The organism is Epilithonimonas sp., assembly GCF_036780765.1.
Lineage (GTDB): Bacteria > Bacteroidota > Bacteroidia > Flavobacteriales > Weeksellaceae > Epilithonimonas.
The window spans coordinates 1-19,489 of record NZ_DAIQCG010000004.1 but is presented as its reverse complement, the minus strand read 5'-3'; the positions used below and the strand labels follow the sequence as shown (position 1 = coordinate 19,489).

General features: G+C 35.1%; 21 protein-coding genes. 10 read left to right on the top strand and 11 right to left on the bottom strand.

Features of this window, described 5'->3' with window-relative positions; all coding sequences use genetic code 11:
• Nucleotides 1–8: 8 nt before the first annotated feature.
• Together V7P73_RS08580 and V7P73_RS08575 are read left to right on the top strand one after the other, a co-directional pair.
• The gene (locus V7P73_RS08580) at nucleotides 9–1,874 is read left to right on the top strand and encodes a putative phosphothreonine lyase domain-containing protein (protein ID WP_333852727.1); all 1,866 of its coding nucleotides are present in this window, start codon (nucleotides 9–11) and stop codon (nucleotides 1,872–1,874) included.
• Nucleotides 1,875–1,888: 14 nt separating this feature from the next.
• Nucleotides 1,889–2,269 (top strand): response regulator, encoded by a 381-nt coding sequence (locus V7P73_RS08575; RefSeq protein ID WP_333852725.1) that lies wholly within the window; start codon nucleotides 1,889–1,891, stop codon nucleotides 2,267–2,269.
• Nucleotides 2,270–2,456: 187 nt separating this feature from the next.
• Here the strand turns inward: V7P73_RS08575 and V7P73_RS08570 are convergent, their stop codons facing one another.
• A complete protein-coding gene (locus tag V7P73_RS08570; RefSeq protein ID WP_333852723.1) occupies nucleotides 2,457–3,290 on the bottom strand; it encodes an aldo/keto reductase in 834 nt (277 codons plus the stop codon).
• A gap of 127 nt (nucleotides 3,291–3,417) precedes the next feature.
• Here V7P73_RS08570 and V7P73_RS08565 point away from each other — a divergent pair, with 127 nt between their 5' ends.
• The gene (locus V7P73_RS08565; protein WP_333852721.1) at nucleotides 3,418–4,143 is read left to right on the top strand and encodes a shikimate dehydrogenase family protein; all 726 of its coding nucleotides are present in this window, start codon (nucleotides 3,418–3,420) and stop codon (nucleotides 4,141–4,143) included.
• 8 nt (nucleotides 4,144–4,151) lie between these two features.
• On the opposite strand, the gene V7P73_RS08560 is transcribed toward V7P73_RS08565, so the two are convergent.
• Genes V7P73_RS08560 through dacB form a run of 3 tightly spaced genes read right to left on the bottom strand, consistent with a single transcriptional unit; the run spans nucleotide 4,152 to nucleotide 6,613 of the window.
• Complete coding sequence (locus V7P73_RS08560; protein ID WP_333852719.1) at nucleotides 4,152–4,757, bottom strand: hypothetical protein; 606 nt, start codon at nucleotides 4,755–4,757, stop codon at nucleotides 4,152–4,154.
• Nucleotides 4,754–5,239 (bottom strand): DNA-deoxyinosine glycosylase, encoded by a 486-nt coding sequence (locus tag V7P73_RS08555; protein WP_333852718.1) that lies wholly within the window; start codon nucleotides 5,237–5,239, stop codon nucleotides 4,754–4,756. Before V7P73_RS08555 ends, V7P73_RS08560 begins: the two co-directional genes overlap by 4 nt.
• On the bottom strand, nucleotides 5,240–6,613 hold the full coding sequence (dacB, locus tag V7P73_RS08550) for a D-alanyl-D-alanine carboxypeptidase/D-alanyl-D-alanine endopeptidase (RefSeq protein ID WP_333852716.1): 1,374 nt from the start codon (nucleotides 6,611–6,613) through the stop codon (nucleotides 5,240–5,242).
• A gap of 124 nt (nucleotides 6,614–6,737) precedes the next feature.
• On the opposite strand from dacB, the gene trhA reads away from it, so the two are divergent.
• Complete coding sequence (trhA, locus tag V7P73_RS08545) at nucleotides 6,738–7,373, top strand: PAQR family membrane homeostasis protein TrhA (RefSeq protein WP_333852715.1); 636 nt, start codon at nucleotides 6,738–6,740, stop codon at nucleotides 7,371–7,373.
• 159 nt (nucleotides 7,374–7,532) lie between these two features.
• Here trhA and V7P73_RS08540 read toward each other — a convergent pair whose 3' ends face one another.
• The gene (locus tag V7P73_RS08540) at nucleotides 7,533–8,441 is read right to left on the bottom strand and encodes an AEC family transporter (protein ID WP_333852714.1); all 909 of its coding nucleotides are present in this window, start codon (nucleotides 8,439–8,441) and stop codon (nucleotides 7,533–7,535) included.
• Between the two features lie 244 nt (nucleotides 8,442–8,685).
• Here V7P73_RS08540 and pruA point away from each other — a divergent pair, with 244 nt between their 5' ends.
• The 3 genes from pruA to V7P73_RS08525 all read left to right on the top strand — a co-directional run bounded on the left by pruA (nucleotide 8,686) and on the right by V7P73_RS08525 (nucleotide 11,317).
• Nucleotides 8,686–10,311 carry an L-glutamate gamma-semialdehyde dehydrogenase gene (gene pruA / locus V7P73_RS08535; RefSeq protein ID WP_333852712.1) on the top strand — a complete coding sequence of 542 codons (1,626 nt, stop codon included), beginning with the start codon at nucleotides 8,686–8,688 and terminating at the stop codon, nucleotides 10,309–10,311.
• A gap of 116 nt (nucleotides 10,312–10,427) precedes the next feature.
• On the top strand, nucleotides 10,428–11,033 hold the full coding sequence (pncA, locus tag V7P73_RS08530; protein ID WP_333852711.1) for a bifunctional nicotinamidase/pyrazinamidase: 606 nt from the start codon (nucleotides 10,428–10,430) through the stop codon (nucleotides 11,031–11,033).
• A gap of 71 nt (nucleotides 11,034–11,104) precedes the next feature.
• On the top strand, nucleotides 11,105–11,317 hold the full coding sequence (locus V7P73_RS08525) for a hypothetical protein (RefSeq protein WP_333852709.1): 213 nt from the start codon (nucleotides 11,105–11,107) through the stop codon (nucleotides 11,315–11,317).
• A gap of 7 nt (nucleotides 11,318–11,324) precedes the next feature.
• Here the strand turns inward: V7P73_RS08525 and V7P73_RS08520 are convergent, their stop codons facing one another.
• The gene (locus tag V7P73_RS08520) at nucleotides 11,325–11,843 is read right to left on the bottom strand and encodes a DUF421 domain-containing protein (protein ID WP_333852707.1); all 519 of its coding nucleotides are present in this window, start codon (nucleotides 11,841–11,843) and stop codon (nucleotides 11,325–11,327) included.
• Nucleotides 11,844–11,980: 137 nt separating this feature from the next.
• Here V7P73_RS08520 and V7P73_RS08515 point away from each other — a divergent pair, with 137 nt between their 5' ends.
• From V7P73_RS08515 to V7P73_RS08505, 3 genes are all read left to right on the top strand, one after another.
• Entirely contained in the window at nucleotides 11,981–12,745 is a 765-nt protein-coding gene (locus V7P73_RS08515) for a hypothetical protein (protein WP_333852705.1), read from the top strand.
• Nucleotides 12,735–13,517 carry a hypothetical protein gene (locus V7P73_RS08510; protein WP_333852703.1) on the top strand — a complete coding sequence of 261 codons (783 nt, stop codon included), beginning with the start codon at nucleotides 12,735–12,737 and terminating at the stop codon, nucleotides 13,515–13,517. Before V7P73_RS08515 ends, V7P73_RS08510 begins: the two co-directional genes overlap by 11 nt.
• An 84-nt stretch (nucleotides 13,518–13,601) precedes the next feature.
• Nucleotides 13,602–13,904: a hypothetical protein gene (locus V7P73_RS08505; protein WP_333852701.1), complete on the top strand. Its 303-nt coding sequence runs from the start codon at nucleotides 13,602–13,604 to the stop codon at nucleotides 13,902–13,904.
• 68 nt (nucleotides 13,905–13,972) lie between these two features.
• On the opposite strand, the gene V7P73_RS08500 is transcribed toward V7P73_RS08505, so the two are convergent.
• The 5 genes from V7P73_RS08500 to V7P73_RS08480 form a co-directional block, all read right to left on the bottom strand.
• On the bottom strand, nucleotides 13,973–15,136 hold the full coding sequence (locus tag V7P73_RS08500) for a proline dehydrogenase family protein (RefSeq protein WP_333852700.1): 1,164 nt from the start codon (nucleotides 15,134–15,136) through the stop codon (nucleotides 13,973–13,975).
• A 230-nt stretch (nucleotides 15,137–15,366) separates the two neighbouring features.
• Nucleotides 15,367–16,884, bottom strand: a complete 1,518-nt coding sequence (purH, locus tag V7P73_RS08495) for a bifunctional phosphoribosylaminoimidazolecarboxamide formyltransferase/IMP cyclohydrolase (protein WP_333852699.1) — start codon at nucleotides 16,882–16,884, stop codon at nucleotides 15,367–15,369.
• A 196-nt stretch (nucleotides 16,885–17,080) separates the two neighbouring features.
• Nucleotides 17,081–17,644 (bottom strand): phosphoribosylglycinamide formyltransferase, encoded by a 564-nt coding sequence (gene purN, locus V7P73_RS08490; protein WP_333852697.1) that lies wholly within the window; start codon nucleotides 17,642–17,644, stop codon nucleotides 17,081–17,083.
• 220 nt (nucleotides 17,645–17,864) lie between these two features.
• Entirely contained in the window at nucleotides 17,865–18,857 is a 993-nt protein-coding gene (purM, locus tag V7P73_RS08485; RefSeq protein WP_333853079.1) for a phosphoribosylformylglycinamidine cyclo-ligase, read from the bottom strand.
• A gap of 296 nt (nucleotides 18,858–19,153) precedes the next feature.
• The coding region (locus V7P73_RS08480; RefSeq protein ID WP_333852695.1) for an NADPH-dependent FMN reductase at nucleotides 19,154–19,489 on the bottom strand (336 nt) is incomplete at its 5' end.

Genomic DNA, 19,489 nt, shown 5'->3' with positions numbered 1-19,489 from the left:
CTACAACCATGAAAAATTTCATCAAATCAAATATTTCGCAGGATTCTTTAGCACTTTTGCTGGTTCAGGCTCCGGTTGCCCTTTCTATGTTGATGGGTGATGAATTTATTATACAAGTTGCCAATCCTCAAATGCTTCAGCTATGGGGAAAACCGCCGGAAATTATTGGTTCAAAGTTAATTGATGCTTTACCAGAACTCCAAGACCAGCCTTTTATGGATGTTCTTAGCCAGGTACGCACTACAGGAACGCCTTACAAAGGTTATAAAGAATTTTGCTATCTGGTACGAAATGGAAAGCGTGAAGAATGTTATTTCGATTTTATCTATGCACCGATTTTTAATGATGAAGAAACCGAAATCATCGGCGTAAGCGTCGTTGCTAAAGAAGTTACAGATCAGGTTTTTGCTGAAAAAAAATTGTCAGAAACAGAATATACTTTTGAAAGACTCATTAAGGAATCAGATTATTCTATAGCGTTATACAAAGGCCCGGATCTTATCATCGATATTGCCAATAACAGCATGCTCAGAACTTGGGGTAAAAATGAAAAAGTGATAGGCATGAAACTGGAAGAAGCTCTTCCCGAACTTGAAGGCCAACCTTTCCTTGATATTCTTAAAGATATTTTTAAAACAGGTAGAACGTATTCTGCTACTGAAGACGAAGTTATTCTGGAAAGAAATGGCAAACTATACACTACCTATTATAACTTTTCTTACAAACCACTTTTCAATGAAAAGGGTGAAGTGTATGCTATATTGAACTTCGCTACGGATGTTACGGAAATGGTGCTTACCAAGAAGCAACTGAAACTAAACGAGGAAAAATACAAAAATCTTGCGAACAGCCTTCCAATCATTGTATGGACTGCGGATAAAGATGGTAATATTGATTATTACAATAAACAATGGTATGACTACACCGGTTTTGAAACCATAGATAGCAGGGAAAGTGCCACCAAAAAAATCATTCATCCAGATGATCAGAAAAGAGCCAACGAAATTTGGATGACCAGTAAAGCCAATAAGACCAATTATGAAATAGAATACCAGTTCCGTGACAGAACTTCTGAAGACGCCTACCGTTGGTTTCTGGGACGCGCTATTCCTATCAAAAATGAACACAATGATGTGATCCAATGGATTGGAACTTGTACCGACATTAACGAATTCAAGCAATTTCAACAGCAGAAAGATAATTTCTTAGGAATTGCCAGTCACGAACTGAAAACACCACTTACAAGCCTGAAACTATACTCCCAATTTCTTGAAAAAAACCTTAGAAAACAGGAAGACGACAAGAATGCGGATGTGGCTAAAAAGATGGATGATCAGATCAATAAACTCACAAGTCTTGTGAACGATTTATTGGATGTCACAAAGATCCAAAATGGAAAAATACTTCTTAATAAATCAGATTTCGATTTCAATGATCTTGTTGAGGAAATTGTCACTGAACAGCAAATGAGCACCAGTCACAAAATACTTGTAGAATCTGAAAAAATAGGAAATATCTACAGTGACCGCCACAGGATTTCTCAGGTGATGAGTAATCTCATTGGCAATGCCATAAAATATTCTCCAGATTCCGACAGAATCCATATTACAACAAAAGTAACAGATGACGACTGTGTGCTTTTTGCCGTGAGAGACTTCGGAATAGGCATTCCTGCCGATAAAACGGAAAAAGTCTTTGAGCAATATTATCGTGTGAGCGGCAGCAAAGAACATACATTTCCAGGACTAGGTTTGGGACTTTATATATCCTCGGAGATCATTAAGAGAAGCGGTGGCAGGATTTTTGTAAATTCAATTGAAGGACAAGGCTCGGTCTTTTGTTTCGAGATTCCCAAAAAACACAAATCTAATTAATAGTTAAAATTACAATGCCAAATTCAAAAAAAGTTATAGTCGTAGATGACAGTCCTGCAATTTTAGATTCAGTGAAGTTGATGCTAGATATGGAAGGATTCGAGGTCTCAAATTACGAAAGAGGGACAGATATGTTCAAATCTCTCTTGGAAACATCAACAAAACCAGACGTGATCCTGATGGATATGTGGCTGTCTGGAGAAGACGGGAGAGATATTTGCAAAATGATAAAAGCACATCAGGATTTCAAAAACATTCCTGTTGTGATAATGTCTGCTAGCCGAGGTTTGGGCGATTCTGCGATAGAAAGCGGAGCGGTAGATTTCATCCCAAAACCTTTTGACCTTGGAGAGATTGTAGAAAAAATCAGATACTACTCCCACGCTAACGAATAATTTTTATTTGGGCAGCTTAATCCGCCCTCCGTTCCCGCTTTTTTATTTTTAAATAAAAAGAAAAAGAGCTCCACTCAGGTCGGGCTGCGTTCAATTCAACTTTTAAAATTTATGAAAAAATAATACTCCATAAAAAAGCAGTTTAAAAATTTTTAAACTGCTTTTCTTTTCTTCAATAGTTGCGAATTTAGAAATCGACGGTTTCTGGATTCAAGCCGGAAAAGCCGGTTTCTTCCAAAGTTTTTAAAGCTTTCATATCACTTTCTGATATTTTGAATCTTTCAAAATGTAAGTTGTTTTTTATGTTGACAGGATTTTCAGATTTCGGCAAGACAATCACGCCAGATTGTAAACAAAACTGAATGCAAAGGATTGCTGGCGAAACATCATACTTATCAGCAATATCTTTCAGATGTTCATCTTTCAATAATCTCCCAGAACCAATCGGGCTCCAAGCCTCTATCGCAATTCCTTTTTCTTTACAAAAATCTACAACACTTTGCTGAGTGTAACCTGGATGAAACTCTATCTGATTAACAGCCGGAATCACTTCAGCAGTTTCCAACAATGCTTTGATTTGAGGCAACATAAAATTGCTGACACCAATGGTTTTCACAACGCCAGATTTGTACAACTCCTCCATTGCTTTCCACGTCTCCGCATTGATGTCTTTCCAATTCTCAAATTGTTTCTCATTTGCAGGCCAGTGAATCAATAACAAATCAAGATAGTTTGTTTTCAGTTTTTTAAGAGACTGCTCCACAGAATATTTCACACCTTGTGCGCTTCTGTTGCTGTTCCATATTTTGGTAGTGAGATACAGATCCTTTCTTTCGATTCCGGATTCTTCAATCGCTTCTCCTATTTCCTCCTCGTTTCCGTAGATATCAGCCGTATCAATATGTCTATACCCAGCTTCTAAAGCAGATTTTACAGTTTTTTGAACACTTTCTGTCGTTTGCCATGTTCCAAAACCAATCTCAGGAATCTCAGTTCCGTTATTGAGAATTACATTATTCATTTTAATTAAAATTTGTCAGATCCATAGCGAAAATCAAGCCATCAGAATTAATCTTAACAATAATTAATCAATAAAAACAAACAAAAATATTCATCGTTAATTTTGGGATATTTCATAAATTTGAACTATGGAAAAACAGGAATTCGGATTGCTTGGGAAAAATATCTCTTACTCATTTTCAAAAAAATACTTCGAGGAAAAATTCAAAAAATTATTTCTAAAAAATCATTCATATAACTTCTTCGACATCTCTGAAATTGAAAATGTAACACCTTTTTTAGAAAACCCGAATCTCATCGGAATGAATGTCACTATTCCTTACAAACAAGCGATAATTCCTTTTCTTGACGGATTGAGTGATGAAGCGCAACAAATTGGCGCTGTGAACTGCGTAAGTTTCAAAAACGGAAAGAAAATCGGCTATAATACAGATGCTTTTGGATTCGAGAAAACTTTGCTTATCAACAAAAAAGACCATCACAAAAAAGCTTTGATTCTGGGCGATGGTGGCGCTGCAAAAGCTGTTAGATATATTCTTGACAAACATAACATTGAACATCAAACTGTTTCCAGAAAATCCGAAATCAATTTTGAAAACCTGACTGAAGATTTGGTAAAAGAGTCATTGTTAATTATCCAAACAACACCGGTTGGGACTTTCCCGAATGTGGATGATTTCGTTCAATTCCCTTTTGATGCGATTACCGATAAACATTATGTTATCGATTTGATTTATAATCCTTCAGAAACGGCTTTTTTAAGACGTTGCGCAGAAAAAGGCGCCACAACTCTGAATGGATTTTATATGCTGGAACAACAGGCGGAAAAGGCTTGGCAGATTTGGAATAGCTAAATGAAATTCTACAACTTAAGGTTAATCTTTTTCACTTCCTTAAGAGTAATTTTTGCTGTTAAGCCATTTCCGCATTCAACATTAGCTTCTTTAACAATAATATTTTCAGAGTAAGAAAAATTAATTCCCATCACATCTTGCACATTATAAATAGCATAAATATAAGCAAAGAATAAAGGTTTTTCTGATGTAGTAAAAGTCAAAACTTGTGATTCTTCTAATTTTGTTTTCTTTTTATTTCTAAATTGAAGTAACTCAACAGTTCCATTATCCAAAATATTCATAATATAATGATGCGAATGTCCAGAGTAATTGTTAATTTTTGTCGAATATCTAAAATCAAAATTATCATTTTTTTGATTCAATACAAATATATTTTTCCTTTTATCTTTCACTAAAATAACTTCAGCAAGAATTTCATTATCTATTTTAGATAATAACATATAGTAACTTGAATCTTCAGAGTTAATGAGTACAGATTTATCAATTATTCTTTTCTCATTTTTTATAGTATAACTAATTTGATAATCAAAATTAAAAGTTTTTGATTCAAGATTTTGTCCAAAGCAATTAACGGAAATCATTACTAATAGTGATAAGAGAAAAGCTTTCATTGTTTAGTTTTTATTTTCAACCAAGATAGCAATTTCTCCTCAAACTTCACCGTATGAAGTGGACTGGTGGAAGGCAAAACTTCAATTGGAATTTTGAAATTCTTGCCTAAAATTTTAATGAGATTCTTGTAAGATTTTTGTCCGTTGCAGAAAATGATCTTGATATTCGGATAATTCTCGATGAGTTGAGGAATGTTGTTATCAATTTCATTTTTGATTTCTGTATCCAGACTTCCCTTTCGTTCACAACTTTCGATGACATCCCAAAGCGCAATTTTGTTTTCTTTCAATAACTCTATTCTTTCTTGATAGTCCAATGAAAATGGCTTATCAAAAAGATGAAACATTATTTTCCAAAATTGATTTTGCGGATGCGCATAATACTGTTGCATTTCCAGAGATTTCACTCCCGGAACAGAACCAAGAATCAGAATTTCTGATTGCTCATCAACAATCGGTGGAAAAGAATTGATTCTGTTCATTTATTTTAAATTATCCAAAATTTTGAACAGAGCATTGCTAATACTTCCACCTTGATAATTGTTTAGGATGATCGAAAATACATAATTTTTGCCACTTTTAGAAGTTTGATAACCTGCAAAAGATTTGCTGTCTTTGATGGTTCCACTTTTCATTTTGATTCCATTCTGCGTTGGGAAACCTTCATAAAAAGCATCAAACCAGTTTTGTTTTTTAGCATACAAAAGCGCCTGAACCTGAGCTTTTGCTGAAACGTAATTCTGTGGAGAAAGCCCACTGCCATCAGCAAAGTTGATCATCATCGGATTAATACCTTTTGACTTCCAGAAATCCTTTAGAAAATCAACACCTGTTTCAAAACTCGGATTATTACGTTTTTCTTTCGCCATTGTTTTGATTAAAGTTTCTCCGTAAAGATTGATGCTTTTTCTCAAAAACCAAAAGACAATTTTGTCCAACGTCGGAGATTTATATTCAAAGATTTGATTTTGGCTAGGTGCTTTTGAAACGGATTTTCCGGCAATTTTTTCATTGTAGTAAGTTGTCGTTTTTCCAGAAACGGAAATTCCGTTTTCTGTCAGCAATTTTTTGATTTCAAGAGCTAATTGCATTGGCGGATTAGGTGTTGCACCAGAAACTGTGGTTACTTTTCCGGCAGGTAATGTTCCATTAATCATTGCGGTTTCGGAATGTGGCGCTGTGAAGATTAAACTTTGGTCAGAGCTTCCGCCAGTTTTCAGTTCATTAATCCAATTGACATTTTCCAAATCGTAAGAAAAACTCTTGAATTGATTGCCATTAATATTAATATCAAATTGGTTCTCTCTCCAATTAACGCCAAAAGTTCCAGCACCGTAATAATTCCCCAAATCATTCCAAGGCCAGCCACCAGGCGTACTTTGGAAATCAAAATAAGAATCATCAACAATAAGATTGCCTGATATTTTCTTGATTCCGGATTTTTTGATGGCATCTAACAATTGTTGTTTGAAATTTTCTGGTTTGTAATTCTCATAACGCCATGTTCCCAGCGTTGGGTCTCCATTGGAAGTAATGTAAAAATCTCCATCTAAATTTCCATTTGATATTTTCCCAGAATAAGAAGCGGTCGTTTTGAACTGATAATTCTTCCCCAACGTCTCCAAAGCTGCCGCCGATGTAAAAATCTTTTGTGTGCTGGCTGTGGAAAGTCCTTTGTTCCCATTGTATTCATAAACCAAATTTCCATTCTCATCAGCAACATAGAAAGAAAGATTAGCTGCCAAAGCATTGGATGTAGACAACATCTCCTTTACCGATTTGTCCAGATTGGCAGAAACCGTTTGGGAGAAAACAACTTGCGAAAGCAACAACGGAGCAATAAAAAGATTCTTCATTTCTGAATTTTTTATCAAAACTAAGGATTTTATATTATGTAAATAAATTTTAAATTCTTGTTAAAAATATTATTTGCAAAGCTTCAAAAAAGTTTAATGATTAACTTTGATAAAATTTGAAAAGATGCCGAAGAAGAACCGCAAAAAAGAAGAATTATACAATGTTATTACACACGGTCTTGGGGTTGTACTTTCCGTTGTTGCATTGATTCTGATGATTTACTATTCAGCGATTAGCGGTAGTGGGATTGCGATTGCGTCTTCCTTGGTCTTCGGGATTAGTTTGATATTACTCTATTCCGCATCTACCGTTTATCACGCGGTTTATAAACTAAAGTGGAAAAAGATTTGCCAAAGAATCGACCATCTCAGTATCTACCTTCTTATCGCCGGAACCTACACGCCCGTCGCTCTTCTCGGTCTGAAAGGTGCGTGGGGCTGGAGTATGTTTGGTGTTATCTGGGGAATGGCGTTGATTGGTTTTATTTTTAAATTTTCTCCATTAAGAAACAATGAAAAAATATCACTTTCTCTCTATGCTTTGATGGGTTGGGCAGCGATTATTGCTATTAAACCAATGATAGAAAACCTTTCCACCGGTGCACTAACGTTGATAATTCTTGGAGGATTATGCTATACATTAGGGATTTATTTTTATGCAAAGGACAGAAAACCATTTTACCATCCGATATGGCATTTGTTTGTTCTAGGTGGTAGCATTATGCATTTTTGTGCCGTTTTCTTTTTTATTATGCCATAAAAACGCAGGAAGTATTAAACCATAAAAGTCACAAAAGAACATCTGTAGGTATATCTTTTGTGACTTTTGTGGTTTTAAATAATAAGATTTTGGATTCTTTCGAATATCAAATTGTTAATTACATTTTTAAAACTAATCTCATTCTTAATTTATTCTGCCTTAGAATAAAAACTCAATAATCTCAAACCAGATTCCAGTTGTTACAAACCCGACAAGGATACTGATTCCGATAATGAGATTGATTAATTTTGTATTCAAACGGAACTGTTCAGCAATAATGCTGGAAGTAATAACGGTGGGCATCGCTGCTTCAAAAATGCTGATTTTGGCAATATCTTCTTTTATATCAAAAACAAGTGCTAATACTAAAACACATAATGGCGCTAATATCAGTTTGTAAAGCATTGATGTGGAAATCTGCGGAATAAGTTTTCTCCACCCATTGAATTTCAGTTGCAAACCTACAGAAAACAAAGCTAAAGGTGCGACAGTTGCTGCCAGTTTATCAAATAGTGGTTCTGCAAAATCCAGATTGAAAAATTGAGATAAAATCAGTGCGCTTATACATCCTAAAAACGGCGGAAATGTAAAAAGTCTTTTCAAAATAAATCTCGAGCTGATTTTTCCAGACTTGCTACCACCTTTCAAAGCGGTGATAATGCCCATTGTAGAGAGCATCAAAAACATCGTTTGATCACAAATAATAGCAATACTAAGATATTGTTCGCCATAGAAAGCAGCAATAAGAGGAAACCCAATGAATGAGGTATTGCTATACCCACTTGCTAATTCCATAGTACTTCTTGACCGCCTAGAATAGTTTTTTATTCTGCTGTAAAAAAGCACCAATATCCAACTTCCAACAGCTATCAATACGGTACTCAAAATCGGAAAAAGCATTTCTAGAGACCACTGTACTTTGGGCAAATATTTAAAAGAAACTGCTGGCAGGGCCAAATAAAGAACCCAGGTGTTGATGCCCTTATGCGCATCTGGATGAATGGTTTTGGTTGATTTGAAAATCATTCCTGCAATAATGCAAACAGCTATCAGTACAAAGTTTATCATTCGTCTTGATTATCCTGCAAAGTTAAAAAGTTGATTATAAATCTCGTAAAAATATCAAACAAATTTTATCAATCTTTAATTGCAAAATAGTTTCATTTTTATTGAATTTAAAAATAATAAATCATTAAACCAATGATTTTCAAAACCTTGAAACAGACAGTCTTTTTAATGAGATAAAACAATTGCATTCAATTGGTCTTTTGAAATCCTTATCGTAAATTTGGGGAAATTAAAAATTAAATTTATGTCTAAAGCCATTTCTCAAGTGCCTTTTGCACAAAACGAACCTGTCAATTCTTATGCTCCGGGTTCTGACGAGGTAAAAAGCCTGATTGCCACTTATAAAAAAATGTGGAAAGAAAAAACCGAAATCCCAATGGTAATCGGTGGAAAAGATATTAAAACAGATAAAAAAGTACAACTTAGTTCGCCTCAGGACCATCAGCACGATTTCGGATTCTATTATGAAGGCGATATGTCACACGTTGACCAAGCTATCGAATCTGCTCTTGCTGCAAAATCAAAATGGAATGCACTTGGATGGGAACACAGAGCTGCCATTTTCTTGAAAGCGGCAGATCTTTTGGCTGGACCTTACAGAGATATTATCAATGCAGCGACGATGATCGGACAATCCAAAAATGTTCATCAGGCAGAGATTGATGCAGCTTGTGAATTCATCGATTTCTTACGTTTCAATGTAGAATTTATGACTGAGCTTTATGCTGAACAGCCTGTTTCTGATGCTGGAATATGGAACCGTGTAGAATACAGACCGCTTGAAGGTTTCTGTTTTGCAGTTACGCCCTTTAACTTTACAGCAATCTCTGGAAACTTGCCGGCTTGTATGGCAATGATGGGGAATGTTGTAGTTTGGAAACCTTCTGACAAGCAAGTATATTCAGCGAAAGTGATTATGGACGTGTTGAAAGAAGCTGGACTTCCGGATGGCGTTATCAATATGATTTTTACAGACGGAAAAGAAACAGCTGAAAAAGTTTTGGCTCATCCGGATTTCGCAGGTCTTCATTTCACAGGTTCTACAAAGGTTTTCCAGGGAATGTGGAAAATGATTGGCGACAATATCCATAACTATAAATCTTACCCAAGAATCGTTGGAGAAACTGGTGGAAAAGACTTCGTAATGGTTCATCCTTCTGCCAATGTTGAAGCCGTTGCAACTGGTTTGGTAAGAGGTGCTTTCGAATATCAAGGACAAAAATGTTCAGCAGCATCCAGAGCTTATATTCCAAAATCTCTTTGGAATGAAGTAAAAGCGGTGATGGAAGCTCAAATGAAAACCATCAAAATTGGCTCTCCAGAAGATCCATCAAACTTCGTTAACGCCGTTATCGACAAAAATTCTTTCGAAAAATGTAAAGGTTACATCGACAGAGCTGAAGCTTCGAACGATGCGAATGTCATCATCGGTGGAAAATATGACGACAAAAAAGGTTGGTTCGTTCATCCAACTGTTATCGAAACCATCAATCCATATTACGAAAGTATTGTTGAGGAAATCTTCGGTCCAATCTTAACTGTTTATGTTTATGAAGACGAAAACTGGGAAGATACTCTGAAATTGGTTGACACTTCGACTCAATATTCTTTGACGGGTTCTATCTTCGCACAAGACAGATATGCAATTGATGAGGCTTACAAAGCTTTAGAAAACGCTTCCGGAAACTTCTATATTAATGACAAACCAACTGGAGCAGTTGTAGGACAACAGCCTTTCGGAGGTTCTAGAGCATCTGGAACAAACGATAAAGCAGGTTCTAAAATGAACTTGACTCGTTGGGTTTCTACAAGAAGTATCAAGGAAACTTTTGTCTCTCCAAAAGACTATAAATATCCATATTTAGGATAATTTTAAAATAAATTAAGTCAAAATGTCATTTTGTAGGAATCTAAATGCTAATTATATTAATTGGCTCGGTTCTTTCAGAATGACATTTTGTATTTTAATAACCCAAATCTCAGACAATGAAAAAAGCACTCATAATAGTTGATGTTCAAAATGATTTCTGCGAAGGTGGCGCGCTTGCCGTTCCAGAAGCTAACAGCATCTTACCTTATATCAATCTTCTGATGGAAGAAAACGAATATGACCAAATCGTTTTGACACAAGACTGGCATCCGGCAGACCACAAAAGTTTTGCTTCCAATAATGGAAAAAGCGTTGGAGAAACAATTTCTCTAAACGGCGTTCCACAGTTTATGTGGCCAGACCATTGTGTACAGGGAACTTTCGGGGCAGAGTTTCATAAAGATTTGAATCGTGATAAAGTCACACACATCATCCAAAAAGGAAAAAATGTTGAAATTGACAGCTACAGCGGGTTTCAGGATAACAATCATTTTATGAAAACCGGATTGGAGGATTTCCTGAAATACCACGATATTCAGTTGGTTGAGATTGTTGGATTAGCTTTGGATTATTGTGTGAAATTCACGGCGATTGATGCTTTCAATGCTGGATTTATTACTTGCTTACATTTCAACGGAACAAAAGCTGTGAATGTAAAACCTGACAGTGCAAGAAACACGATTTATGATTTGGCTGAAAAAGGAATTACTATTTTAGCTTAATGGAAAATCAATATTTGTCATTCCGTAATAATCAATAATTTACGGGATGATAAATTTCAAAATCACTACAAATGAATGAAACGCTTCAAACTTTTTTAATTGTTTTAGTCTTCATCATAGGTTTCGGCTGGTCTATGATTGATTTACTTAATATCAATAGAAAACTAAAAAGTAAAAACTTCAAAGAAAAAAGAAAAGCATATAAAGATTTGAAAAGTGATGACGGGAGTCTTATCTCAGACTCAATTGCTATTGTCACTACTATTTTCAGAAAAATATTTTAATTTTATTTTATTGATTCCTAAACTTCCGCTTCATCTTAGTTTTATGTCTGGAATAATGGGTTTGTTCTGTGTTTTTATCAGTTGAAATTACACTGATATTTCCATCCACTTCCAGAATTGCCAATTTCACATCAGAAACATTTTCGATGCCGTGTTCGTGAACAGCTTCTTCCAATTCATCTTCGGAAATTGAGACTTTCTTTAAAACTTCCGGATACACTACTCCATCTTTTACTAAAATATAAGGATGATCTTCTACCAATTCTTTGATTTTCTGATTTTTGAAAATAAATTTCTTCACTGCAAAATTCGCTAAAAATAAAACCAAAGCGGCAACTATTCCGCCCTGTAAACTGCTGTTGGAGCCAACCATTGCATTCTGAACCGCATTACTTATCAAAAGCAAAAGAATTACATCACCTGCATTAAGCTGTGATAATTGATTTTTACCAAAAACGCGCACAGCAATCACCATAAAAAAGTAAACTGCAAGCGACCGAACAACGATGTCAAGAATTGGATTCAAAATTTGAAAAAATTTATACAAATAAAGATAGATAGTTTTCGGGATATTATTAAGGTAAAATTTGCATATTTTTTGTATTGCAAAAGCCTTGTGAAAGCAAAACCATTTTTAAATTATATTTGAAATAAAACTAAACTATGAAAACAAAAATTCCTTACTTGTTCATAGTCATTTTCTTGAATTGGGGTTTACAATCCTGTAAAAAGAAGAATGATCCAAATAAAGAACATTCCACACAAAAAGAAACTGAACCCAAGAGAGATAAAACAGAATTTAAAAGTTTATTAAAAACCAACGAAAAGCTTGAATTAGGAAAGATTTATACTGATACTATTCAATTCATCAACTTCAATGATAATGGTGATGATTGGTATTTTGTTGTAAAGAAAAACAGAGATACTGTCAGTTTAATTTACAAAAACAATGATCCAAGAATAATCCGTGGGACAGATTTGGAAATCCAATGGAAAATGGATAGTCTGCGACCTGCTGGAGACCCAGAATATTTAGATTTTAGTGAGTATTTGATTTCCTGGAAAAAAATTAAAAGTAAAAATAAAGAAAGAGATTTCTCAAAACTTAAAAATCAGAGTTTTGTGTTAAGCTGTGGAACTGATTGCGCAATGACACACAATGTTAAAGAGATTAAGCAAATTAATCCATCAACAATCAAAGTTACTTTTGAAGTCGAAATGTATGTGGATGAGGAATTAACTGAAACATTTGACGACAGTTTCTTGTTTTATTATGACAATTCTAATAAACTAAAAAAAGTAATTAGAGAAGGTGAATCTGAAAATATCTTAGAAACATTTTTGGGAGGAAATAAAGAATCTTTTGAAGAATTTGGTGCAAAATTGATGGAATCCACTTATAATAACGTAACCTCAAATGAAAAATAAACTCTTCCATATCATCTTAATAACGCTTTTCGGATTCATATTGCAATCGTGTAAAAAAGAAACTGAGCAAGAAAATCTCTCCGAAACTGAAATTCAAAAACCTAAAGATAGTGTCGAGTCAGTTTCAGTTGAAAAACCAGAAAAAGACATTCAGTATTCTATTGAGGTTGAAAAAATTGATTCTTTAGAATATCGTCATTTCGCAATCAAAAATAATATCAATAAGAAAAAGTTAACCAAAATCACAGACTTTGAAGAAGCAAAAAAGTTATTAAAAGGTATTGTTGAATTTGATGAAAATCCGGATTATGGTGAAAATCCGCTTGTAAAAAAAATACATTTCAGAAATGGTAAAAAATTCGGCAATAGTAATGAATACGACTATTATTCTTTCATTGCCTATTATCCGGAAGAAGATATTTTACTTTGCGAAGGCGGCCATACAACCGATTTCAGTTTTAATTTGAAAAACGGTCAAGAAATCGAGGAAACAGGAAATCCAGATTATATTAATTTCTCACCATCCGGAAAATTCAGGTTGAATGGACATTTCGGCGGACAAGAATGTTCTTCTTATTTCATTCAAAAGAAAATTGGAAATGATTATGTGAAGATTATTCAATTGGATGAAGATTTCGAAAAGCTGACCAAAGTTTGGCTTTGCATTGTTGGAGAATCTTTTTGGGCAGATGACAACACTTTATTCCTCACAGAAGCAAGTAAATTTGGAAAAGCTAAGAAATTTTTCAAGGTAAAAATCATTGAAAAGTAAAAACGAGTAGTATGAAAAGAATATTGTTATTTCTATTTCTTCAAATTTTATGACACAGAAAATGTTTCGATCAGCAAAGGTATTTTGACAATTCAACTTTATGGGATTGGTCCGAGTGGTAATCTTTTCAGTGATTTTAAATATATCGGAAATGATTTGTTTTTGACCCATATAGAAACTTATAATATGGGTGCCGGAAGTCATCAATCTCTTGATTACGATGTGATAAAAGGAGAGTTATCTCAGGAAGTTACCAACACGATGAAGGAAGAAATGCCTTCTGAAGAAAAGACTTTTCACCTGAAACCTCAGAAAATCAAATTTGAAGATGCTTCGCCAGATGATGTGATTGGTGAAGCTTATAAGGTAATTGATGCGGAAACTTAAAAACTTGTTTAGTTCCTAACTAAAGATTTAAGAACAAAAAATCCGCCTCACAGCGGATTTTCTAATTTCTATTTTCTTCTTTTCAATTCTTTCTGTATCAATCCCAACTCTCTCCCCGTTTGTCCTGCAACAGAAGTATTTTCCTGTGCACGTCTTGTTAAATAAGGAACAACGTCTTTTACAGGTCCATACGGAAGGTATTTCGCCACGTTATAATGTTGGTCAGCCAAATAATAAGTAATGTTATCACTCATCCCGTAAAGCTGTCCAAAATAGATATGCGGATTGCTGTGTTCTAAACCTTTGCCTTTCATTTTGTCCATAACGAGTTCTGACGACTTCTCGTTATGAGTACCGAAAAATGCAGAAACCTTTTCCAGATGACCCATTACAAAATCGATTCCGGCATTGTAATTATCATCAGTTGCCTGCTTATTTGGCTGGATTGGGTCTGGATAATTTTGCTCTTCGGCTCTTTTTCTTTCTTTCTCCATATAAGCGCCACGAACAATCTTATAACCAATAAAATAACCTTTTTCTCTGGCTCTTTCCAAATGAGCGTTCATATATTCTAAACGACCGGTTCTGTACATCTGAATGGTGTTCCAAACGATTGCTTTTTCCTTGTTGTACTTTTCCATCATTTCTTCGCAAAGTTGGTCAGCCGCATCTTGCATCCAGGTTTCTTCAGCATCTACCATCACTTTTTTATCACTTTCGAAACAAAGTTTACACACTTCATCAAAACGCTGAACTACTCTATTCCACTCTTCTTTCTGGCTGGTTGTAAGTTCTTTTCCTTTACCAACTTCTTCGTAAATATCAATTCTACCAAAAGCCGTTGGCTTGAAAACGATAAACGGAATCGCCGGATTTCCTACTGAAAATCTCACAATATCTTTGATTTCGTTACAAACCGCATCAAAAACTTCTTCCTCTTCTTTCCCTTCAATCGAATAATCAAAGATACTTCCAACGCCACGTTTGAACATCTGTTTTACCACTTTCATACTTTCTTCACGAGTTTCGCCACCGCAAAACTGTTCGAACAAAGTCTGCTTCACAATCCCATCCACAAACGGAAAATTGTTCCTAACAGTAAAATTGAGAAGAGAAACGCCAATATTGGTCAATGCAGGCTGTTCAATCGCCTTGAACATCCAATAGGCTTTTTTGAGCTGAGCATCCGTTTTATCGGCAAATGCGAGCTTTGTATCATTGAAAATACTCATATCCAAAATTTGGTCTCAAATGTAAATATTATTTCGATTTTTAAATGACTTTTGAAGCTAAATTTTATCAGAATTGTAAAATTAATTAATCAAAAAATCAATTTTTCATCATAACTCGAAATCCTTCGAATTAATGACAATTTTTATCGTTGATTATTACTAATTATTAAAAAGAAAACCCTTTCAAAATTAGAATCTTAAAAGGGTTAGTTTTATGTATTACAAATTAATCAATGTAAAAAGTGTCTCATTCCTGTGAACAACATTGGGATTTTGTGCTCATTTGCAGCTTCTATAGAATCATTATCTTTCATACTTCCCCCAGGCTGAATAATTGCTTTAATACCTTCCTGAGCGCAGAAATCAACGACATCTCTAAATGGGAAAAACGCATCCGAAGCCAAAACCAAATCACCATCGAATTTCGATTTAGCTCTTTCAATTGCTTGTTGTGTCGCCCAGATTCTGTTCACTTGTCCACCACCTATTCCGATTGCCTGAACACCGTTTGAAACCACAATTGCGTTAGATTTCACGTATTTAACAACTCTTTGAGAGAATAGCAAGGCTTTTCTTTGTTCTTCTGTCGGAGCCGTTTCTGTCATCAATTTGATGTCTTCTGAGAATTGGTCATCTGCATTCTGAACCAACATTCCGCCATCGATTTTTACCCAAACTTGTTTGTCAGTAACCGCATTTTTTATTTTGATGATTCTAAGGTTTTTCTTTTTTCTAAGAATTTCCAAAGCATCTTCATCAAAGTCTGTTGCCATTACAATCTCAAGGAATGTTTTGTTTAATTCCTCAGCTGTTGCAGCATCTACTTTGTAATTCATTCCAATGATTCCTCCGAAGATAGAAATCGGGTCGCACTCGAAAGTTTTAGCATAAGTTTCCAAAGCTGTCGTTCCAACTGCAACTCCACAAGGTGTAGAATGTTTTACGGCGCAACAAGCCATTTCTTCTTTGAACTCATTAACCACTTTCCAGCACAAATCCATATCGCGAAGATTATTGAAAGACAATTCTTTACCTCCCAAAATTTCAAAATCTTTCATTGCACCATTTTCGAAAGTCGAAGTATAATAAGCGGCAGATTGATGTGGATTTTCACCATATCTAAGGTCAGAAACCTTTTTGTAAGAAGCATTTAAGTAAGTTGGATATTCTTCATTCAAAAGCATACTGGAAATCGCTGCATCATAAGCAGACGTCAGATTGAATACTTTTCCAGCTAATTTCTTTCTAGTTTCGATTGTTGAATCTCCGTTTGCGGACATTTCGTTTTGAACAACTTCATAATCATTAACATCTGTCAAAACCGTAACTGAATTGAAATTCTTAGCTGCAGAACGCAGCATAGAAGGACCTCCAATATCAATGAATTCTACTTTTTCGTCAAGAGAAATATCCTTGTTTACGTTTTCAAAAAACGGATAAAGATTCACAATTACCATATCAATCAGTCCGATTTCGTAATCCTGAACTGTTTTCATATGTTCCTCGTTGGAACGAACTGCCAACAATCCGCCGTGAACTTTTGGATGCAAAGTTTTCACTCTTCCGTCCAACATCTCAGGGAAATCGGTTACTTCATCAATCTGAATTGGATTAAGACCAGCGTCTTTCAGATGTTTGAAAGTACCGCCTGTGGAAATTAATTCGTAATTGTTAGCTTTCAAAAATTTGGCAAAATCCACCAAACCGCTTTTATCAGATACGCTGATAAGTGCTCTCTTTTTACTCATTTTTTCTTTCAAATTTTACTTTTTACAGTTTTATTCAAACTGTGATTTACCGGTTCTTTCACCTCCGGATTTACTTTTTATTTACTTTAGATTTTATCTTTTATTAATTAAAGTTAATTTAAATTAAAACTTGTAAATAATTATATTAAAACAATTTACAAATTAAAATATCATTTTAACTTTAACTAAATCAATTCTATTTATTAAGAACCAAATCAATGGCTTTTGGGAAAATATCATACTCAATCTGATGAACTTTTTGAGCTAACGTTTCAGCTGTATCATTTTCATCAACATTAAATTTTCCTTGCAGAATCATCTCACCTTCATCGATTCCTGAAGTCACAAAATGAACGGTTGCCCCACTTTCTTTTTCGCCAGCTTCAATCACAGCATTGTGAACGTGATGTCCCCACATTCCTTTTCCTCCAAATTTTGGCAACAGCGCAGGATGGATATTAATAATCTTATTTTCCCATTTTTGGCAGAATTCTGGTTTTAAAATGGATAGAAAACCTGCCAGAACAATCAAATCTGTAATTTCCGGAATTGCTTTTTCTAAATTCTCGGAAAAGTCTTTTCCACGTTTGATTAATAGATTCGGAATGTTATGTTTTTCTGCTCTTTCCAATCCGAAACATTCTCTGTCTGCAATGACTAGATTCACTTTTGCATTTCGGATTTCTCCGTTGTCTATACAATCGATGATTCTTTGAAGATTGGTTCCTGAACCTGAAATTAAAATGGTAATGTTCTTCATTTAACGTTATGCTTTTTAAACGCAAAGTCCGCAAAGCTTTTTTTAATCCTCAATGTTTTTAAGTTCGCAAAGGCGTTTTACTTAGCAAAGAGCTTTTGATCACAATATTTACATAGCCCCGATAGTAGCGGCATCCTTTTTTGTTTTTTCTTGTCAATTTCTATTGATGACAAAATCGTCGTAAAACAAAAAAGATATAGCGGATAGCGGGATTAAGCTCCTAAAATTTTAAATCGATTTTCTCGCTTCCTTCTGTGATTTCTCCAATCTCGTAAGCGTCTTCCAGCAGGTCAAGGATTTTTTCAGAATGTTCGGCATCTGTTACCAAAACCATTCCTACCCCCATATTGAAAGTCCCGTGCATTTCTTTTCTATCGATGTTTCCTCGTTTTTCTAATTCCAACATTACCGTTGGAACTTTGATTTTAGCTTCATCGATAGTGGCGCAAAGTCCTTCCGGAATGATTCTCGGAACGTTCTCGTACAATCCGCCTCCTGTGATGTGCGCAATACCGCAAACTGGAACTTCTTCCAAAACTTTGTGAATGTCTTTATAATACAATCTTGTTGGCACCAACAAAGTTTCGTATAATGGTTTCCCTTCGAATTCTTCTTCGAAATTTGGGAAAATCTTTCTCACCAATGAAAATCCGTTGGAATGAAATCCAGAACTTGGGATTGCAATGATTTTGTTTCCTTTTCTGATTTTGGAACCGTCAATAATCTGGTCTTTTTCAACAATTCCTACGCAAAATCCTGCAACATCATAATCGCCCGGCTGATACATCCCCGGCATCTCGGCAGTTTCACCACCAATCAAAGCACAGTTATTATCCTTGCAGGCATTTACCATTCCCAAAACGATTTCTGCAGCGATGTCTGAATCCAATTTTCCACACGCCAGATAATCTAGGAAAAACAAAGGTTTTGCACCGTGACAAAGGATATCGTTGGCACACATTGCGAAACAGTCGATACCGATAGAATCATACTTTTTGGAATCCAAAGCAACTTTCAATTTGGTTCCAACGCCATCTGTTCCGGACACTAGAACCGGATTTTTATATCCAGCAATCTCATAGAACGCACCGAAGCTTCCAAGATTATTAAGAACATTTTTGTTGTGGGTCTCAGCAACGGCAGATTTGATTTTGTCAACGGTTTTGTAACCTTCTTCCTTATCTACACCGGCTGATTTATAGGTATTGCTCATTTTTACTTTCAGAATTGCGATTCTTTCGATTCTTTCAGGCTTTGACACCTGAAAGAATCTTGGAATTCATTAGATTTATTTCAAACTTTACTTTTCAATTTTATCAAATAAAAAAGCCGACAATCTTTTTAAGATAGTCGGCCGTTATTTTAGCTCACAATTTCGGAGGCAATTGTATAATTCTTTTTGCAAGAATTAAAATACTGCTGGAAATGAAGTTGTGGGATTTTCATCGGATTAAATTTCATTTTTCTTTGATACAAAGTTAAGCATTCTTAAGATTAATATCCAAAATCTTATCCAAAAAAGTTTTTAACAGCAGATAACTTCTCCTGAAACTCAGCATTCTTTTCTTCATCCACAATCCCTTTTTCGATATCAAAAGTCTCTTTGAATTTTGGTAATACAAAGCTCTGCAAAATATTTGCCCCACTAAAAGGTGCTCTGGCCTCGAACGCTACCATCACATTTTTTCCGCCACCGGGACCAGGTGCTGTCGCTAGAAGAAATACCGGTTTCTCACCAAAATGTTTTCTGTCTTTGATTCTGGAAATCCAATCGAAAACATTTTTGAAAGCCGTAGTGTAAGTGCTGTTATGCTCTGCTAAAGAGATTATTAGCAAATCTGACTG